Below are 17,925 nucleotides of genomic sequence, written 5' to 3' on the forward strand. Positions count from 1 at the left end.
AAATCGATGGGTCTCTAGTTCGGATGCTCGAATTTATCCGCCCAATTACCGTCCCCGCGGACAGAATCATGCTACTCCGAAGATCGAAGAACTGTATGGCAAATTCGTAAGCGCAAGCGATTCTGACGGAACCAATACGACCTACGGTGACTGAACGAGACAAGCACAAGCGGAGTGTGTCTGAAAAAGTACTTCAACTCGGCACGCAGCGGCTTCTCAATCCGAGGTCACCTTCAGATCCCGACGGAGCTTCTCGACGGTCCGTAACCAGATCTTGCGCGCCGCGACCGACGAACATCCCAGCCGCTTGCCGATCTCGCGGTAGGTCCGACCTTCCTGCGATCGCATCGTCACGGCCAGCCTGTCCCGCTCCGGAAGTCGATTCAGTCTCGCCTCGAGCCGCTGAAGGTCTTCCTTACCGGAAATGGTCTCGCTCGGGATCTCCGCCGGTGTGGCGATCTCTAGACCCGCAACCGCGTGATCCCCATGCGCGGTCAGCGATACTTCACGACCGACCTCTCGCTTCATTGAGGCGCGATAACGCCTCGTGAAACTCTTGAGGTTGTTCATCATCATCCGGATCAAGAGAGCCTTGAATTCCTCGTCGGAGAGGCCTTCAAAGCGGTAGTACTCCCGATAGACCTCGGCGAACGTCTCCTGAACGAAGTCGGAAGCATCTGCTTTAGACTTTAGGTCAGGGGCTAGGCTTCGATCGGCGAGGATCTTCAGGTAGGCCTGGTAACTCCTGATGGCTTCATTGACGATCGGCTCCCACGTTTCTTCTTCTCGACTGCGGCCTTCCGATCCGTGTGGATTTCGTCCCACCGATCTAGATTGGGGGTAGTCGTGGTTGTTGGCGCGGAAGGTCATCTGCTTAACGGCACACGTGTCGCGCATCGAAGAGCCTCACTCAACATGGTGGGGGGATTCTAGGCGATGACTCGCCTGCCAGACGATTAGGGTCCAACTCCTCTCACACAATCCCCCGGCCATCGGGGTAATTCACTCTCACTCCTACTCCAGAATAAGTAGGTCGAGTCAAGTCGCCGTTCAAGTGACACTACATCGTCCCTTGGATCTAAGCAGACTTGCATGGAGTGGAGCAACGGGAAACTTAGACGCTGTTTGTTTTTCCTAGTTATGCTTTTCGTGCCGTAAAATTACCTTTGCGATTAATAGGCGTAATCATCCACTCCCCGAATGCGATTTGGCTTTCGGGCCCGTTCGATGAATCCTCTTCGGCGATCCCATCCCGCCAATCACCCCCGAGAAACTCGTCTTACTTCCGGAGAGTCTTCGCGCGATAGTGTGGGCCACTATCGATCACTACCGATCACATATCGGCGACATCGAGGCGGATTACCACCGTGGTGGCGACTCGGGTCAGCGCTTCGAAACTTGTTCGGTTCATAAGTCACCCCCAACATCTCTAGGGGTGCTCACCCCCGCCGCTCGGCCCCACCGCAGAGGTGGCTGGCGGTGGGGTCGATCGTCCGACGAGTCGGGGCGTCGATGGCGTCATCGACCGGCCAGGGTTCGGTGATCGTGAGCGACCCGATCAAGAGGAGCAGGCCCCTCCGGGTTCCTCGCCGGGACAGTCAACCCGAACACCGAGGCTGGCGAGCAGGCCGCCAAAGACCGAATCGAGCCGAGGATCGAAAACAGGATCGCCATGCGAACGGCCGGAAGCCGTCCATGGTTTTCGTGAATCTCCCCTCGCAGACTCGTCGTCGAAAATCTCGGGGATGCACTTCAGGGCGTGGCGGGCCAGCCTTTCAATGGCTCCGGGGTCGGATGGCCTTCGACGATCCGATAGCCCCCTCCGCGTTTGAGCCCTCGGTGAACCTCGATGGTCCCACTTGGCCAGTGGACTTTCACCTCGGAGGTCGAGTCCTCGGGACCGGACCCCAGGCCGAAGTGGAGCCTGGGATCGTTCGCCGAGAGGAAGCTGCTTCCTCCGAGCCTCCAGCCGGTCTGGGATTTCCTGCCCGAGGTCACCTGAACCCGAGTCCCGATCCCGTCCCGGTTCGACTTCGTGCCTTCCAGGCGGATCGTCAGCGAGGCTGTCTTGCTGCCCGGCCCGGTCCCCAGGTTCCGGAAGAAGGCGAGAGGGCCGGCTTGCGCGAGGATCAAGAGATCCTGGCGGCCGTCGTTGTCGAGGTCGCCCAGGGCCAGCCCTCGGCCGACCCGAAGGCTCGACCAGCAGTCACCGGCCTCCCGGGAAAGCTCGGAGAATTTGCCGCCTTCCTCACCGAGGTAGAGCTGCGCGGGCATCGCGTAGGGGATATTGGGTCGGAAGTCGTTGACGTGTCCGTTGGCGGTAGCCAGGTCGATCCGCCCGTCATCGTCGGCATCGAGGAAAGCGGTCCCGAACCCCAGGACGTGTCGGCTCGGGATCAGCAGTCCGGACGGCCCGGTCCGGTCTCCGAATGAGCAGCCTCCGACATTCTGGAAGAGGGAGGTCGACTCGCCGTAGAAGTTGGTCACGGCCAGGTCGGGCCGACCGTCGCCGTCGACATCGCCGCAGGCGACCCCCATCCCGGCCTGATAACCCCCTTCGCCGCTGGCCCCGGCCCCCGAGGCCAGGCCGACCTCCTCGAACCGGAGACCGCCAAGGTTCCGGTAGAGGAAGTTCGCGGTCATGTCGTTGGCGACGTAGATGTCGAGATGACCGTCATCGTCGAGGTCGACCAGGACGACGCCCAGACCTCGGCCGTCCTTGTCGACGATTCCGGCCTCGTCCGAGACGTCGACGAAGTGGCCCTCGTCGTTCCGGAAGAGTCGGTCGGGCTCGGCCTCGAAGGCCCGGGGGACGCAGTAGAGGTGCGCCCCCGGCCGCTCGGGGTCGGGGCAGGGGCTCGAGGTTTTGGGGTCCCACCGGAGGTACTGGCAGACGAACAGGTCGAGATCGCCGTCGCCGTCGAGGTCGCCGAAGGCCGCCGAGGTCGGCCAGCCCCGGTCGCCCCCCAGCCCGGCGCGGTCGGTCACGTCCTCGAAGGTCCCGTCACCCTTGTTCCGGTAGAGGGCGTACGATCCGAACCGGGTGACGAACAGATCGGGATGTCCGTCATTGTCATAATCGGCCACGGTGACCCCGTGGCCGAATCCCCTCCGGGTGGTCGCCAGGCCTGCGCCGTTGGTGACATCCTCGAAGGTCGCGTCGCCCCGGTTCCGGAACAGTCGGTCCCCGCCCCCGGGCGATTCGGAACCTCCGGGAAACTTGCCTCCCTGGACACAATAAACGTCGAGCCAGCCATCGCCGTCGAAGTCGATCAGGCCGACGCCACCTCCCATCGTCTCGGGGAGCCTCCGGAGCGGTGTCTGGTCGTTCTCGTAGGTGAAGATCATCCCGCTAGCCTCGGCGTCGTCGCGGAAGGTGGGGACGGGCTTCGAGGGGGCAGGGGGGAGGCTCCCGACGACGGGCGGCCGGACCTGGATCAGGTCGGCCAGGGTCTGGCCTGCGATTCCCGACGGCGTCGACTCGGGCGGGGCAGGGCGGGCCAGGGCCGAGCGAGCCTCGGGATCGTTTGGGACCTGCCGGGCCCGGAGTTGCCACCAGCTCCGGGCCTCGAACTCTCGGCCCAGCGTCTCGGCGGTCCGAGCCAGTTCGTCGGCCATGCTTGAATTTTCGGGCGTGACCTCGCCCATCAGTTTCTCATACTCGTCGCGGGCCCGATCCAGCTCCCCCTTCCGGGTCCGGTAGCGAGACACGAGGTCGGCCTGGCCTTCGAGTGCCGCAAGATCCGCCAGCCGACCCCAGGCCGAGACGTCGCCGGGCTCGGCTTCCACCCGGGCTTCCAGGGCCTTGCGCTCGGCGTGGTCATCCCCTTCGAGGGCGGCAAGCCGTGCCCGGATCTCGGCGACCTCGGCCTTTGAGAATCCCGAGGCCGGCAAGTGGGGCAGGGCTCGACCGGCCTCATCGGGGCGACGGCTCGCCAGGGCCCAGTCGAGCCGGGCTCGCCAGACGTCGGGGTCATCGGGCCGACGCTTCTCGGAGCGGTCGAGCCAGCGGTCGGCCTCCTCGAACTCACCGAGCCGGATGGCCAGATCGGCCCGCCCGAGCCAGACCCGGTCATCCTCGGGCGAATCCCGCTCCATCTGGTCGAGCCGCTCGCGGATCGGACCAATCGGCATCGGCTGTGAATCCAGGAGCCAGAGGGCCTTGAGGATGGCCACCGGGTCACGGTCGACCGACCATCGGCGGCGGAGCCGCGAGGCGATCTCACGACCCCGTCCCGAGAACAGGAGGACCTGCTCCATCAGGCGGCCCGCCTCGTAACCGACCGCGTCGACCCGGCGTTCGAGCCCGGTCAGGCTCGATTCGGCCTCGGCGAGCTTGCCCCGTTCCAGGGCGAGCTTGCCCCGAGAAAGCCTGGTCCGGACCGACAGGGGGGAGTCGGTCGGGACCTTCCCCCACGCCTCGATCGCGGCGTCGGCGTGGCCGAGGGTCGATTCGCAGAGACCAAGCCGATACTCGACCTTGTCGCGACCCGGCCAGCGCTCGGAGAGCCTCGCCAGCCGGTCGCGGGCCGCTTCGAGCCGCCCCGAGGACATCTCGCCCGACGCCCGCTCCAGCTCGCTCGAGAACCGCCACTCGTCGACCGCTCGGGCCACGCCCCAGCCGACCAGGGCCAGCCCCAGGGCGATCGCCAGCCCGATCAGGGCGGCCCGGCGGTTCATCGGGACAAACACGACGAGCCTCCTCACGGGGTAGTCGGGCTCGAGGCTTCTCCGGTCGACGGCGGGGACGAATTGGCGACCGCCGCCGCTCCCAGCCCCGCGAGCAGGTCGACCAACCCATGCCAGAGGAGCCGGGCCGATCCCGAGGCGGCCAGGGGATCGCCGGTCTTGCCGACAGGGAAGAGGATGGCCCCGACGATCTCATAGAGGCAGGCGCCCAGCGCGGCGCCGATTAGCCCGCCGATCGCCGCCCGGACGGCCAGGTCCCGGCCCCCCGAGCCCATCCCGAAGGCCAGCCCGGCGGCGGCCCCGATGAGGGCCGCCACGCCCGAATGGGCCACGAGCGAAGGGATGATGTCCTGGGAATTCGCGTCGGTCAGGACTTGGAAGGCCGTGAAGAGGCCGAACGATCCGGCCGCTCCGAGCGCACCTCCGAGCAAAAGTCCGCTCAGCCCGGCCAGCCGGGCCATCCGGACCGGGCGAACGGTCAGCCCGCCCGCGAGTCCCAGGATCAGCCCGAGGATGGCCCCCTGAACCCCGTGGGTGAGGGCTGCGTTCTTGACGATCACCCGGTTGATCCCCGCCATGTCGACGGTCTCCGAGAGCGGATCCCGCACTTCCTTGGCCCGGAACTGGTCGACCGAGGCCTCGCCCGTCACCCAGGTCAGAGGTGAGGCGAGCAGGCCCCCGAGCAGGGCCGCGACCCAGAGTCGGTGGGCCGAGGCTGTTCCCGCCGGATGATCCGGCCCGGTGTTGCTGATAGTCATCGCCAACCTCGCTTCGGTATTGATCGCGCGCACCGCGGGGTCGATGGGGCCGATAGACCCCCGCCTCGTGACCGAACCGGGTGTGTATGTGAGGCTTTCATTATCGGCGATCGCCCCGCCGGATCAATGCCGGAGACCACCGATAGGTCGCCTCGTATTCATGTCGACCTGCCATTGTAGGAAAGTGCGGCGATAAGTCCTTGACCGTTCCTCCGAGATTGTCGATAAACGGATCGGGGCAATGTCCGATCTCTGAATATTCCCTTGGTACCTCTTTTGCGGCGCAAGTGAGTCGATCCGTGCGAGGGTCGTTCTCACAACGTCCATCGTTGCGATTTCGCGACTAGGCCGCTGGCCGAATCGTGATCGTTTTCGCTCAAGTCGCCGGACCTGTCCGGTTATGTGTGCTTACGCATTTCTTAACTCACCTTCTTCAAGAGGTCGAGGCTCTCGATGTACCGAGTCCGCATCAGTCGTCGTTCGTTACTGACCTCCGCCCTGGCCCTCACGGCCGGGATGTTGCACGCCGGCTGCGGGGGGAGTGAGGAGTCGGCCAAGGAGATCAGGGAGGCTGATCCCTCGGAGAAGGCCAAGGAGTCCATGGACTATTACAAAAACAACATGCTCAAAAAGAAGAAGTCCAAAAATTAACGACTTCGACTTCGTGCTTCGGCCTCCCATGTCTTCGCCAGAAGCATTTCATTTCATACCCCAAGTCACTCGCCCCGAGGTACGTCCATGTCTCAACGTCCGATGATTCGTCGCGGTTTCACGCTGATCGAACTGCTGGTCGTCATCGCCATCATCGCGGTCCTGATCGCCCTCCTCTTGCCGGCCGTGCAGGCCGCCCGCGAGGCCGCCCGCCGGGCCCAATGCGTCAATAACTTGAAGCAGATCGGCCTGGCCCTGCACAACTACCACTCGACCAATGATGTCTTCCCGCCGGCCGCCGCGGCGTCGAACACCCCGTACAATGCGGGCTGTGTCGCCTGGATGGGCTGGAGCGCCCAGGCTCTGATGTTCAACTACATCGAGCAGACGGCGGTCTACAACTCGATCAACTTCATGATCGACCCGATGCAGTCCAACGCCGGCAACGGGGCCAACACGACCGGCCGCAACGTCATCGTGGCCTCGTTCCTCTGCCCCTCCGACGGGAACGCCGGCAAGGCCTTCATCAACAGCTATTATTCCAGCACGGGCACCACCACCTACTCCAGCGGCACGGTGGACAACACGAATTGCAAGGGGGGCTCGCAGGGGTCTTCCGGGCTCTTTGCCTACGCGACATCTTATGGGATCCGGGATTGCACCGACGGCTCCTCCAACACCGTCGCCTACAGCGAGGGATTGGTCGGCGACAGCGCCGCGACCATCAGCCGGCCGAAGGTTACCGGGGTAAATCTGCCCGACGGTTCGGGATTTCAGGTCTACAATGCCGCCACAAATCCGGCCAGCCTCCTCGCTTCGCTCCAGCAGTGCACCACGACATTCGCCACGGCCAAGGATGGCGCCGGCCTGAGCGTCAACCGTGGCTGGTTGTGGGCCTGGGGCGCCGACACGATGACGATGTTCAACACGATCGTCCCGCCTAGCTCCACTCAGTATCCGTGGGGCCAGTGCCGTTTCGGCTGCGGAACGTGCGGAACGTACTCGGCGGACCATTCCAACATCACCAACGCAAACAGCAATCACCCGGGCGGGGCCAATGTCCTGATGGGCGATGGGAGCGTCAAGTTCATCAAGAGCACCATCCAGCCGAACATCTGGTGGGCGCTCGGTACCCGGACCGGTGGCGAGGTCATCAGCGCCGACCAGTTCTGAGGCTAGACCCAGTCTCACCTCCCCGGTCACTTTTAACCAAGGGCGGCTTCTCGCGATCGCGGGGGCTCGCCCTTCGCTCGTTTTCCAGGATGTCCTATCCTCTCCATGAGTGTCCGGACATTCCGCGACGGGTGGAGGTCGACAAAGTGGCGGACGAAATGACGGCCCGGCGACTGATCTGGGTCCCGATCATCCACACGCCCGAGGACATGGGTCGACTCAAGGGGGCCGTCCAGGCCGCGCACGCCCGGGGCCGAGGCGGGCGATCCGGCTGGGAGGCGTATGCTCGGGCGGCCTCCGACTTCTGGCAAGAGGCTCGGCGGCTCGTCGAAGGCTTCCCCGTCGACTTCGCGAAGGTCCGGCTCTATCAGGATGCCTTGCCGGCCTGCGGTTACGAGGAGAAGATCGTCCGCGAGCTGGCTCACGCGGGCGGGGCAAACTACAGGCTCCTGGTCGACCTGATGGCCCGGGGCGCCATCTTGACCGGGACCGAGTCGCCGCAACTCCTGGTCCGAGAGTACGAGCTAGCCCGCGAGACCCTCGCCGGGAAGGCACCGGCCGACCATGCCGAACGGGCCGCGGCCCTGCTCGAAGAACGCGACCGGTTCATCGCCCAACGGATCGCCGAGACCCTCCGGTCCGATGAGATCGGTCTGATTTTCCTGGGCCGAGCCCATTCGCTCGAAGGGCGATGGCCCGAAGGCATCGTCCTGGAACGTCTCGACCCGGTGAAAGCTTCGCCCTAATACGGACGGATCGGGCCGACGTGTCCTATGCTGGGAGATGGGAGGCTCGGCGATGCCGCCGGGATGGAATCTCCCACGCCCTCGGGCGATCGCGTCGAAAGCGAGGCATCGGTGTCGAAATCCAGCGCGAATGACAAGGACGGCGAAGGCGCCGGGCCCGGCGACCTTGGAGGATTCCTCGGGGGCCTGGGCACCCTGATCGGCCGGCTTTCCGAGCTGGCCGAGAAGGGCAAGGACCTCCAGGAACTCAAGGAGTTCGGGGCCGAAGGCGGACCCAAGGGGGTCTACGGCTTCACGATCCGGACCGATATCAACAAGGGTCGAGGGGGCGACGGAGGCGTCAAGGTCGAGCCGTTCGGCAACGTCGCCAAGGACGCCAAGACTGGTCGGGCCACCGTCCGAGAGGTGACCGAGCCGCCGGTTGACGTCTTCGAGGAGACAGGGCATGTCCTGGTCGTGGCCGAGTTGCCCGGCATCTCCGACGAGGATATCAAGCTCGAGCTCCGCGATGACGTCCTGGAGATCCTCGCCGAGCGCGGACCCAAGAAGTACCGCAAGGAAGTCCTCCTGCCGGCCAGCTTCGAGGCCGAGTCCATGACGAGTTCCTGTCGGAACGGCGTCCTCGAGATCAAGCTGGCACGGTAAGCGGGGGTCCCGATCGATGGCAACGGCGGACGAAGTCGCAACACATCTCAAATTAAAGGTCTCCGAGGCGATGCCCAAGGATCTGGGCCGAGGCCTCGCCCGGCTCGATCCGGCCGACATGGCCCGGCTCGGCCTGGAAGTCGGCGACGTGGTCGAGGTCGTCGGCAAGCGGTCGACCGTCGCCAAGGCAATGCCCGCCTATAAGGAACACCGGGGCCAATCGAGGGTCCAGGTCGACGGCGTCACCCGCGAGAATGCCGGGGCCGCGATCGACGGCTCGGTCGAGGTCCGCAAGGCCCAGGCCCACCCGGCCAGGAGGGTCGTCCTGGCCCCCACCTCGATCACCCCGGCCGAGCGCGACCTGAAGTACATCGGGGGGCTGCTCGATGGCCTGCCCGTGGTGACCGGCGACCGGGTCAGGGCCACCCTCTTCGGCAACAAACCCGCCGACTTCAAGGTGACCGCGACCACCCCCCCCGGCCCGGTCGTGATCAACCCGACGACCGAGCTGGAAATCGGCCGAGGCTCCGCCAAGGGATCCCCGGCCAAGGAAACTTCGGACGGCCCTCGGCCGCTCTCCTACGAGGAAATCGGCGGCCTGAAACGCGAACTGCACCGGATTCGCGAGATCATCGAGCTACCGCTCCGCTATCCCGAAGTCTTCGAGCGGCTGGGGATCAGCCCACCCAAGGGAGTCCTGCTGCACGGGCCGCCCGGCTGCGGCAAGACCCTGATCGCTCGGGCGGTGGCCCATGAGACCGACGCCAAGTTCTTCACGATCAACGGCCCGGAGATCATCCACAAGTTCTACGGCGAGAGCGAGGCCCACCTCCGGAAGATCTTCGAGGAGGCGGCCAAGCAGGCCCCCAGCATCATCTTCCTTGACGAGATCGACGCCATCGCGCCCCAGCGTGACAAGGTGGTCGGAGATGTCGAGAAGCGGGTCGTGGCGCAGCTCCTGGCCCTGATGGATGGCCTGAGTCGTCGGAAGGGCGTGATCGTCCTGGCCGCGACCAACCTGCCCAACGCCCTCGATCCGGCGTTGCGTCGCCCCGGCCGATTCGATCGCGAGATCGCCATCTCGATCCCCGATCGGGACGGCCGAAAGGAGATCCTCGAGATCCACAGTCGAGGGATGCCGCTGGCCCCGGATGTCGACGTCACCCATCTGGCCGCGATCACCCACGGGTTCGTCGGGGCCGACCTGGAAGCCCTCTGCCGGGAAGCGGCGATGCTCTGCCTCCGACGCCTCCTGCCGGCCATCGACTTCGGCTCGGGCCAGATCCCCTATGAAACACTCCGGGCGCTCGAGGTCCGAATGGACGACTTCGAGGGGGCACTCCTGGAGGTCGAGCCATCGGCGATCCGCGAGGTCTTCGTCGAGATCCCGAACGTTGGCTGGGACGACGTGGGGGGTTTGGAGCAGGCCAAGCGCGAGCTGATCGAGTCGGTCGAGTGGCCCTTGAAACATCCCGAGGCCTTCGCCGCCGCGGGGGTGAAGCCGCCTCGCGGGATCCTCCTCTCGGGGGCCCCGGGTTGCGGCAAGACTCTCCTGGCCAAGGCGGTCGCCAGTCAGACCCAGGTCAACTTCATCTCGGTGAAGGGACCGTCGTTGTTGTCGAAATATGTCGGAGAGTCCGAGCGAGGGGTCCGCGATATCTTCCGGAAGGCCAAACAGGCCGCCCCTTGTATCATCTTCTTCGACGAGATCGACGCGCTGGTCCCCGCCCGGGGTTCGGGAGGGTCGGACTCGGGGGTGACCGAGCGGGTCATCGGCCAGTTCCTCGCCGAGATGGACGGCGTGGAGGACATGAACGGCGTGCTCGTCCTGGGCGCGACCAATCGCCCCGATATCCTCGACCCGGCGTTGCTCAGGCCCGGCCGGTTCGATATCCAGCTCGAGATTCCCCTGCCCAATCTGAGCGGACGGGGTGAAATCTTCCGGATCGCCCTGCGCGAGAAGCCGGCGGCCGGAGACATCTCGATCGACGACCTGGCGAGCCGTTCCGAAGGGTTCACCGGGGCCGAGATCCAGGGCCTCTGCACGACGGCGGCCCGCTCCGCGCTCCGAGCGGCCCTGGAGCAGTCCGGGGGCGATCCCGAAACGATGCCCCCCATCTGCATCACCCGGGCTCAACTGGATGTTGCCCTTGACGAGGTCAAAGGCCTTTCCCACCGCCCAGCTTGACCGCTGGGTACCTGGCGCCGAATAGCCGGGCGGGTCTCTTCGCCCCCCGTCCGGCTTACGGTGACCTGTTCTCCCGGCGGTTGACCGGGGCTCGGCCGTCTGATTAATCTTACGGTATGGAGCGAATCGGAGTTTATTTATACGGGTTCATTCCCGGCGGTCCGCCTCTGGACCTCGACAACCTGGCAGGGGTTGAAGGGGCCGGCACGGTCCGGGTGGCCCAACTGGGCGGGGCTTCGGCCGTGGTCGGCGAGGTCTCGGTCGACGCCTTCGAGGCCGCGATGGCCGAGGGTCCCGACCCTGCCTGGTTGATCCCACGCGCCCTGGGTCACGAACGGGTCCTGGGTGCTATCCTGGCCCGATCGGCGGTCCTCCCGGCTCGATTCGGATCGCTTTTCTCCTCGGACGCGGCGCTGGTCGATCTGGTGGCCGGGCATCTCGGGGCGATCGGCGAGTATTTCGCCCGGATCGGAGACCAGCGCGAATGGTCACTCCGCGGCTATCTCGACTCCGAGGTGGCCACCGGGCGAGTCCTCGAGAACGACCCGATCCTGGCCAAGCGGGTAGCCGAACTACCGGACTCTCCAGGAGCCCGGTATTTCCGCGAGAAGAAGCTTCGCGAGGATGCTCGGGTCGTGGCCCGGAGGGCGGCCGGAGCGGAAGCGGCGGCGATCCGTCAGGCAATCCGCGAGGTCGCCAGCGATGCCCGGTCGCTCCCGCTGAGGGCCCCAGAGGCCTCGGGCCGGGAGATGGTCCTCCATGAGGCGGCGTTAATCGCCCGAGGTCGCGAATCTCAGGCCCTGACCGCGGCCGGGGTGGCCTCGGAGGCGGCCGGTGGGCTCCTGACGCTCGAACCTTCGGGACCCTGGCCTCCGTTTCATTTTTGCCCGGACCTGAGCGAGATCCCGAGATGACCGGCGGTTGCCTGGCCTACGCGATCGCCCGGGCTCGCGGACCCGATGCGCCGAGCTTCGAGGGCCTGTCGAGATTCGAGGCCGAGGGCTTGGCGATCTTGCACGGGCCTTCGATCGACGGGCCGCTGACGGTCGACCTGTCCCGCGTCGAGGCCTACGCCGCTGCGGTCGATCGGATCCACCATCGAGAGACGATCCTGCCTCTCCGCTATGGCTGCGTGGTCGCCTCCGAGGAGGGGCTGGCGGGCCTGATCCGCCAGCATCGAGACTCCTGGATCTCCTCACTCGATGAGGTCGAGGGTTGCGACGAGATGGGACTTCGGCTCCTGCTGGACACCCCGATGGCCCGCCCGCCCGAAATTCCCAAGCCCCGGTCCGATGTCGACCGCGACCGGCCGGGGTTGGCCTACCTCGCTTCGGTCCGCGCCAGGATCGAGGAAGAGCGCACGAGGTCGGACGGTGCGACCCAGGTCTCGGATTCGATCCGCGATGCATTGGCGGGGCTCAGCAGGCGATCCGTCATCGAATTGCCCGGACCCGGCCGCGAGCGATTGCTCTCGCTCTCCTTCCTGGTCCCTCGATCGGGCCTCGGTGCGTTCGCTGACACCGTCAGGAATCTGTCTGGCCGGGTACCCGGAAAGCTCCTCTTGACCGGGCCGTGGCCCGCGTACAATTTCGTCGGCGATGATCTAATCGCAAGGTGAATGCTCAAAATAAATTTATTGTATTAATGATTTTATAATTTATTGTTGGCCGTCGCTTTGCAGGATGTTTCTCGGAAACCTGACCGCCATTTTATTTCTCCCGTAGTCGCTCATCACTCATTCCGCGCACTACGGTGAATGCAGAGCGAGGCGGACGTCTTGCTCAACTCGCCTCAATGTCGAGGCGTAGCACAAGCACCCCATGATGAAGTGGAGACAGTGCAATGGCGAAGGTCACCAAGTCCACCGACAGCTCGAGCCTGGCCGAAGTCGTCGACCGAATTCTTGACAAAGGTATCGTCATTGATGCCTTCGTGAAGGTCTCGCTGGTCGGCATCGAGCTCCTCTCGATCGAGGCCCGCGTCGTGATCGCGTCGGTCGAGACGTACCTCAAGTACGCCGAGGCCATCGGCCTGACCGCCTCCGCCGCCAACCCGGCCTGAGCGTGAAGCGTCCGCCTCTCCCTGCCAACCCGGGGGGGCTCAGGCCTCCCCGGGGCGGCGGGTGAAGGCGGTCAATCCCAACCTACGGGAGGAGCCTCACCCATGGCCAATTTCAACGACCGCATGATGGCCTTCACCGATCGACTGGGTGCCTCGATCGAGGCCCGGGGCGATTCGCTGGCCGAGGTCCATCAGGCGACCGTCGACCTGCTCGGCGGGGCCCGGGAATTCCTCGAAAGCGTCGCCACCGAGCACGGGGCGAGGGCCGAGGAACTGGGCGAGTTCCTGTCGAAGACCCGAGCCGACCGCGAAGAGGCGGTCAACGCGATGCGCGAGAACCATCGCGAGTTCCTCGATGAAGTAACCGCCGCGCACGGGGCGAGAACCGAGGAAGTCAACGAGTTTCTGAGCTCGAGCCGGGCCCACCGGATCGAGACGGTTGGTGCGATGCGGGATGCCCACCGCGAGTCGCTCGGAGCCATGCGCGACGAGTTGCGACACACCCTCGACGAGACGAACAAGATTCGTCATGAAGTGGTCGGCATGATGACCGGTTCCTTCCGGACCGCCCGGTCCGAACTGTCCTCCGATCTTGGCACGGCTGCCAGGACCTGGCGAGAGTTCGCCGCCCGTCGGACCCGGAACACCCCCGCTACCCAGCCCGAAGCTCCGGCCCACGAGGACCGGGGCAAGACGGCCAAGCCGTCCCAGAAGCCTCGGAGCCAAGGGCGACGAGCAAAGTCGCACTCCGGCTGAGCCCGACCGGGGCCATCCGAGATTGCCGACTCGATAATCAATGCGTCCCGGGTCGACCGGGGCGGGTGACTCGCCGGCGCCCGTGACGATGCGAGGCCCGGACGAGTCTGCTTCCGTCCGCTGTCGAATCGACCTGTCCTGGCTCGGCTTCGCCCGTGCCTACGAGGTCGGATCCGAATAGACGTCGGTCCCAGACGCCCGGCGTCGGGGCCCCACTCAAGGACCGCTCGACGCCGAGCGGCAACAAGGAGATGACGACGCCGTGAACCCCGATGACCTGAACGTCCTCTCGCTCAAACAGCGCCCCGACTTCGTGCAGACCCCCTGCGTCATGAGCATCGCGGAGCGCGCCCTGTCTTATCTCCAGGCCGGCTATCCCGTCCACTTCAGCGGCCCGGCCGGGACCGGCAAGACGACCATGGCCATGCATGTGGCCGCGCAGATAGGTCGACCCGTCGTCCTGATCCAGGGCGACGACGAGTTCGGCAGCTCCGATCTCATCGGCGGGCAGCTCGGCTACCGGTCGACACGCGTGGTCGACAACTTCATCCACTCGGTGATGAAGACCGAGGAGAATGTCTCCAAGACGTGGGTCGACCACCGGCTGACCAACGCCTGCAAGTTCGGCTTCACGGTCATTTATGACGAGTTCAATCGCTCCAGGCCCGAGGCGAACAACGTCCTGCTCGGTGTCCTCGAGGAACGGCTCCTGGAGATGCCGATCGGCCGGAGCGCCGAGGGACACTTGCAGGTCCATCCCCTCTTCCGGGCGATCTTCACGAGCAATCCCGAGGAGTACGCCGGGACCCACAAGACTCAGGATGCACTGCTCGACCGGATGATCACGATCACCGTCGGCCACCAGGACAGCGAGACCGAGGCCGGGATCACCGCGGCCAAGTCGGGACTGAACCCCGAGGACGCCGCCAAGATCGTCCGGGTGGTCCGCGACTTCCGGACCCTGGGCGTCCTCTCGCTGGCCCCGACGGTCCGGGCCTGCATCATGATCGCGCGGATCGTGGTGGTCCGAGGCGCGACCGTCGCCTGCGACGACCGGGTCTTCGCCGAGACCTGCCGCGACGTCCTCCGGGTCGACTCCGTGAAGATCACCCACGAAGGAGCACCGGTCGGCGACGCCTGGCTCGAGGACATCCTCACCAAGCATTGCCCGCCCAAGGGCAGCGAACACGAACCGACCTTCGTCGGCGCGTCCAATGGCCATCGAATCGACTTCAACTGACGCGAAAGGGGTGGTGGCATGGCGATCCTGAGACGCGGTGTTGGTTCGATCCGGACCATGGGCAGCCTTGTGGACAATCGGAAGGTGCGCACGCCCGCCGGTGCACTCCTGGAGATGTCGGCCATGGCCAACGAAAAACTCCTGCTCCAGAAGGAACTGGCACGCTGGGACCGCCGCCACGTGGAGATCCGAAACCGGCTCGGTGCGATCGCGGCCAAGGAGCGTCGGCTCATGGCGGTGATCCAGGGCGACCAGATGCCCCCGGGGGTCCACGAGTCGAGCGGCTCGGCCCCGATCAGTTCCACCCCGTCCTGGCTGGCGCAAATCGAGCCGGCCTCCGACTCGACCGGGGTGGCCTCGCGAATCAAGGTCCGTGAACTCACCTATTGAAAGGGGAACAGTGATGGCGATGATCGCCGAGGGTGCGACAAAGACGGAAAGTACCGAGATTTCGACCTTGCTCCGGGGCCGCTATCTTTATGCCATCATCGAGGGTGGCGAGGATGGGGCGAGGCTCGGCCTGACCGGCATGGACGGGGCCGAGGTCTACACGATGGGCGACGGCAAGTTCTCCGCCGTGGTCAGCGACCTGCCCGACCGCAAGGTCCGACCCGAGCGTCGGAAGTTGGCCGCTCATCATGAGATCCTCAAGCGACTGATGGCCGACCGGACGGTCTTGCCGATGGCCTTCGGACTGATTGCCGATGGTCCCGAGTCGGTCCGGAGGATCCTCCGGCTCAACGCCCCGGCCTTCGCCGACCAGATGGAGCGGGTTCGCGGCAAGGTCGAGCTGGGCCTCCGGGTGAGCTGGGACGTCCCCAATATCTTCGAGTATGCCCTGGCCACTCATCCCGAGTTGGCCGAGCTCCGCGATGAGATCTTCCGGGGCGGCCGCGAGCCCTCCCAGGATGACAAGATCGAACTGGGGCGGACCTTCGATCAGGTCATCAACGACGACCGCGAGGCGCACCTGGAACGGGTCACGCTCGCCCTCAAGCCTCGGTGCGCCGAGATCGTCAACAACAAGCCCAGGAACGAGCGTGAGGTGATGAACCTGGCCTGCCTGGTCGACCGCGAACATGTCAAGGGTTTCGAGGCCGCCGTGGTCGAGGCCGCCCACGCGTTCGACCAGCACTTCGCCTTCGACTTCAACGGGCCGTGGCCTCCGCACAACTTCGTGGAAATCGCGATGCGTATGTCCTAAGTTCCATCATCGGGAAGGATCGTGCCGTGTTCCTGGTTGACGACATCGCCCTCTTCCCGGTCAAGTCGATCCTCTCGCTCTTTCGGGAGATCTACAAGGCCGCCGTCCAGGAAATGGCCGAGGAGGCCGACTCGCTCCGGGCCGAACTTGGCCAACTCTATCAGATGTTCGAGGCTGGTACGCTCGACGAGCGGGCCTTCGACGATCGCGAACGACAGATCCTCGACCGACTCGACGCCATCGAAGCCCGAGACTCCATCGAGGCCGAGGGCCTCGATGATGATGAGGACGAAGACGAAGACGACGAAGAGGAAGACGACGACGAAGAAGACGACGCAGAGGAAGACGAGGACGACGAGAGCCTCGATGACGAGGCCGAGGACGAGTCCTGACCGGGCGGAGACGCCTTTCCTGGCGAACGTTCAGGACCACAATCGATGACGATTCTCGGAGAGCGCATGAACACCACGACCACCGAATTCGAGCCCGTTCAGGCCGATGACCTGATCGATCAGGGACCTCGCCACGGCTCGGGGTTGGACAGCCCGCACGCGATCCCGCCGACGCCCTGGAGCCGTCCGGCCGGCTCCGATCGTGAGGACCGACCCTCGTCGCAGGATCGGGCCCTCCTGAGGCTCCTGGCGATGGCGGATGCATACCTCCGCTCGAACGAGCTTCACCAGGCCCTCGAAATGTACTTCGAGCTGATGAGCGAGCACCCCGAAACGGCCGTCGCCGAACAGGCCGAGGATCGAATCCTGGACGTCGCCCGACAGCACGAGCAGGCCGGCGAGCTCCGGCAAGCCCGGGCCATCTACGAGCGGTTAGTCTGACCAGGGGACATCTCGACCGATGGAAGCCAGGGATGAAATCAACCTCGAGGAGGGCCGTCGGATCTCGCTCTGCGAGACTCTGGACCGGGTCCTCAACAAGGGTGTGGTGGTCGCCGGCGAAGTCGTGATCTCGGTAGCCGGCGTCGACCTGATCTATCTCAACCTTCGGCTCTTGCTGACAAATGCCGAGACGGTCGAGCGGAGTCGCCGCGAGGCGGCGCTGCTCTCGATCGGCGGGGGACCCCGATCATGATCGCCGGATTCGACGACCCGATCGCCGGGCTCGACCCGGCCGCGCTCTCGGACTTCGCCCGGGTCCTGGCGGCCCCGGGGCCGGCCGAACGGATGAAGATCGAGATCGAGCCCGAGGACGTCAAGAAGGGTCTGGGCAAGCTGGTCCTGACCGTGGTCGAGTTGCTCCGGGACCTCCTGGAGCGCCAGGCGATTCGGCGAATGGAGGCCGGCTCGCTGACCGACGACGAGGTCGAGCGCCTCGGGACGACGTTCCTCCATCTTTCCGAGCAGATGGAGATGCTCAAGGGAGCCTTCGGCATCGACGGCGAGGAACTGAACATCGACCTCGGACCCCTGGGGAAACTCCTCTAACTTTGAAAGCGAACGAATCAGATGATGACCGAGACGGCCGAGACCACCGATTGTCACCGATGTCACGGGACGGGGTCGGGCGTCTACAACGCCCTCTCCCCGGAGTCGACCTGCGAGGTCTGCGGAGGGACCGGGATTGCCAGGCCAGCCCCCATCCCGGCAGCCTCCACGATCGTGAGGAGCCCCCTCTCATGAGAGCCGCCGACACGTCACCTGAGGTCGAGTCCGCGCCGCATCCTCCCCTTCACGCCCGGGAGATTATCCCCTGCGCCTTCTGCCATGGCAGGGGAGTCGACCCGTTCGCCATCATGTCGGCGCGATCCGTCTGCAGTTCCTGCAACGGCCGAGGGACACTGCGAATTGTCACGCCCCATG

Annotated in this window: 21 protein-coding genes; 17 read left to right on the plus strand and 4 right to left on the minus strand. The window is 65.2% G+C overall.

The window, feature by feature from the left end:
- Window positions 1-216 precede the first annotated feature (216 nt).
- The 4 genes from P12x_RS29890 to P12x_RS29905 form a co-directional block, all read right to left on the minus strand.
- Window positions 217-897, minus strand: a complete 681-nt coding sequence (locus tag P12x_RS29890) for an RNA polymerase sigma factor (protein WP_435011883.1) — start codon at window positions 895-897, stop codon at window positions 217-219.
- A 542-nt stretch (window positions 898-1,439) separates the two neighbouring features.
- A complete protein-coding gene (locus P12x_RS29895; RefSeq protein ID WP_435011884.1) occupies window positions 1,440-1,562 on the minus strand; it encodes a hypothetical protein in 123 nt (40 codons plus the stop codon).
- 190 nt (window positions 1,563-1,752) lie between these two features.
- The gene (locus P12x_RS29900) at window positions 1,753-4,692 is read right to left on the minus strand and encodes an FG-GAP-like repeat-containing protein (RefSeq protein ID WP_435011885.1); all 2,940 of its coding nucleotides are present in this window, start codon (window positions 4,690-4,692) and stop codon (window positions 1,753-1,755) included.
- Between the two features lie 11 nt (window positions 4,693-4,703).
- On the minus strand, window positions 4,704-5,447 hold the full coding sequence (locus P12x_RS29905; RefSeq protein ID WP_435011886.1) for a hypothetical protein: 744 nt from the start codon (window positions 5,445-5,447) through the stop codon (window positions 4,704-4,706).
- A 453-nt stretch (window positions 5,448-5,900) separates the two neighbouring features.
- On the opposite strand from P12x_RS29905, the gene P12x_RS29910 reads away from it, so the two are divergent.
- The 17 genes from P12x_RS29910 to P12x_RS29990 all read left to right on the plus strand — a co-directional run bounded on the left by P12x_RS29910 (window position 5,901) and on the right by P12x_RS29990 (window position 17,745).
- The gene (locus P12x_RS29910) at window positions 5,901-6,098 is read left to right on the plus strand and encodes a hypothetical protein (protein ID WP_435011887.1); all 198 of its coding nucleotides are present in this window, start codon (window positions 5,901-5,903) and stop codon (window positions 6,096-6,098) included.
- An 87-nt stretch (window positions 6,099-6,185) separates the two neighbouring features.
- Window positions 6,186-7,271, plus strand: a complete 1,086-nt coding sequence (locus P12x_RS29915; protein WP_435011888.1) for a DUF1559 domain-containing protein — start codon at window positions 6,186-6,188, stop codon at window positions 7,269-7,271.
- Window positions 7,272-7,417: 146 nt separating this feature from the next.
- Window positions 7,418-8,017 (plus strand): hypothetical protein, encoded by a 600-nt coding sequence (locus P12x_RS29920; protein ID WP_435011889.1) that lies wholly within the window; start codon window positions 7,418-7,420, stop codon window positions 8,015-8,017.
- A gap of 111 nt (window positions 8,018-8,128) precedes the next feature.
- A complete protein-coding gene (locus tag P12x_RS29925; protein ID WP_435011890.1) occupies window positions 8,129-8,662 on the plus strand; it encodes an Hsp20/alpha crystallin family protein in 534 nt (177 codons plus the stop codon).
- A gap of 16 nt (window positions 8,663-8,678) precedes the next feature.
- On the plus strand, window positions 8,679-10,850 hold the full coding sequence (locus tag P12x_RS29930) for a CDC48 family AAA ATPase (protein ID WP_435011891.1): 2,172 nt from the start codon (window positions 8,679-8,681) through the stop codon (window positions 10,848-10,850).
- Window positions 10,851-10,966: 116 nt separating this feature from the next.
- A complete protein-coding gene (locus tag P12x_RS29935) occupies window positions 10,967-11,764 on the plus strand; it encodes a GvpL/GvpF family gas vesicle protein (RefSeq protein WP_435011892.1) in 798 nt (265 codons plus the stop codon).
- Window positions 11,761-12,468 (plus strand): GvpL/GvpF family gas vesicle protein, encoded by a 708-nt coding sequence (locus tag P12x_RS29940; protein ID WP_435011893.1) that lies wholly within the window; start codon window positions 11,761-11,763, stop codon window positions 12,466-12,468. Before P12x_RS29935 ends, P12x_RS29940 begins: the two co-directional genes overlap by 4 nt.
- Before the next feature lie 224 nt (window positions 12,469-12,692).
- Window positions 12,693-12,911: a gas vesicle structural protein GvpA gene (gene gvpA, locus P12x_RS29945; RefSeq protein ID WP_435011894.1), complete on the plus strand. Its 219-nt coding sequence runs from the start codon at window positions 12,693-12,695 to the stop codon at window positions 12,909-12,911.
- 102 nt (window positions 12,912-13,013) lie between these two features.
- Window positions 13,014-13,667 (plus strand): hypothetical protein, encoded by a 654-nt coding sequence (locus tag P12x_RS29950; RefSeq protein ID WP_435011895.1) that lies wholly within the window; start codon window positions 13,014-13,016, stop codon window positions 13,665-13,667.
- 262 nt (window positions 13,668-13,929) lie between these two features.
- Complete coding sequence (gvpN, locus tag P12x_RS29955) at window positions 13,930-14,907, plus strand: gas vesicle protein GvpN (RefSeq protein WP_435011896.1); 978 nt, start codon at window positions 13,930-13,932, stop codon at window positions 14,905-14,907.
- Between the two features lie 18 nt (window positions 14,908-14,925).
- The gene (locus P12x_RS29960; RefSeq protein ID WP_435011897.1) at window positions 14,926-15,297 is read left to right on the plus strand and encodes a hypothetical protein; all 372 of its coding nucleotides are present in this window, start codon (window positions 14,926-14,928) and stop codon (window positions 15,295-15,297) included.
- A gap of 13 nt (window positions 15,298-15,310) precedes the next feature.
- Complete coding sequence (locus tag P12x_RS29965) at window positions 15,311-16,111, plus strand: GvpL/GvpF family gas vesicle protein (protein ID WP_435011898.1); 801 nt, start codon at window positions 15,311-15,313, stop codon at window positions 16,109-16,111.
- A gap of 26 nt (window positions 16,112-16,137) precedes the next feature.
- Window positions 16,138-16,503, plus strand: coding sequence for a gas vesicle protein GvpG (locus P12x_RS29970; protein ID WP_435011899.1), 366 nt, complete (start codon window positions 16,138-16,140; stop codon window positions 16,501-16,503).
- A 66-nt stretch (window positions 16,504-16,569) separates the two neighbouring features.
- Window positions 16,570-16,944, plus strand: coding sequence for a tetratricopeptide repeat protein (locus P12x_RS29975; RefSeq protein WP_435011900.1), 375 nt, complete (start codon window positions 16,570-16,572; stop codon window positions 16,942-16,944).
- A gap of 19 nt (window positions 16,945-16,963) precedes the next feature.
- Complete coding sequence (locus tag P12x_RS29980; RefSeq protein ID WP_435011901.1) at window positions 16,964-17,197, plus strand: gas vesicle protein; 234 nt, start codon at window positions 16,964-16,966, stop codon at window positions 17,195-17,197.
- On the plus strand, window positions 17,194-17,550 hold the full coding sequence (locus P12x_RS29985) for a gas vesicle protein K (protein ID WP_435011902.1): 357 nt from the start codon (window positions 17,194-17,196) through the stop codon (window positions 17,548-17,550). Before P12x_RS29980 ends, P12x_RS29985 begins: the two co-directional genes overlap by 4 nt.
- A 21-nt stretch (window positions 17,551-17,571) precedes the next feature.
- The gene (locus P12x_RS29990) at window positions 17,572-17,745 is read left to right on the plus strand and encodes a hypothetical protein (RefSeq protein ID WP_435011769.1); all 174 of its coding nucleotides are present in this window, start codon (window positions 17,572-17,574) and stop codon (window positions 17,743-17,745) included.
- Window positions 17,746-17,925: the final 180 nt, after the last annotated feature.

It is taken from the genome of Tundrisphaera lichenicola, assembly GCF_051175385.1.
Taxonomy (GTDB): domain Bacteria; phylum Planctomycetota; class Planctomycetia; order Isosphaerales; family Isosphaeraceae; genus Tundrisphaera; species Tundrisphaera lichenicola.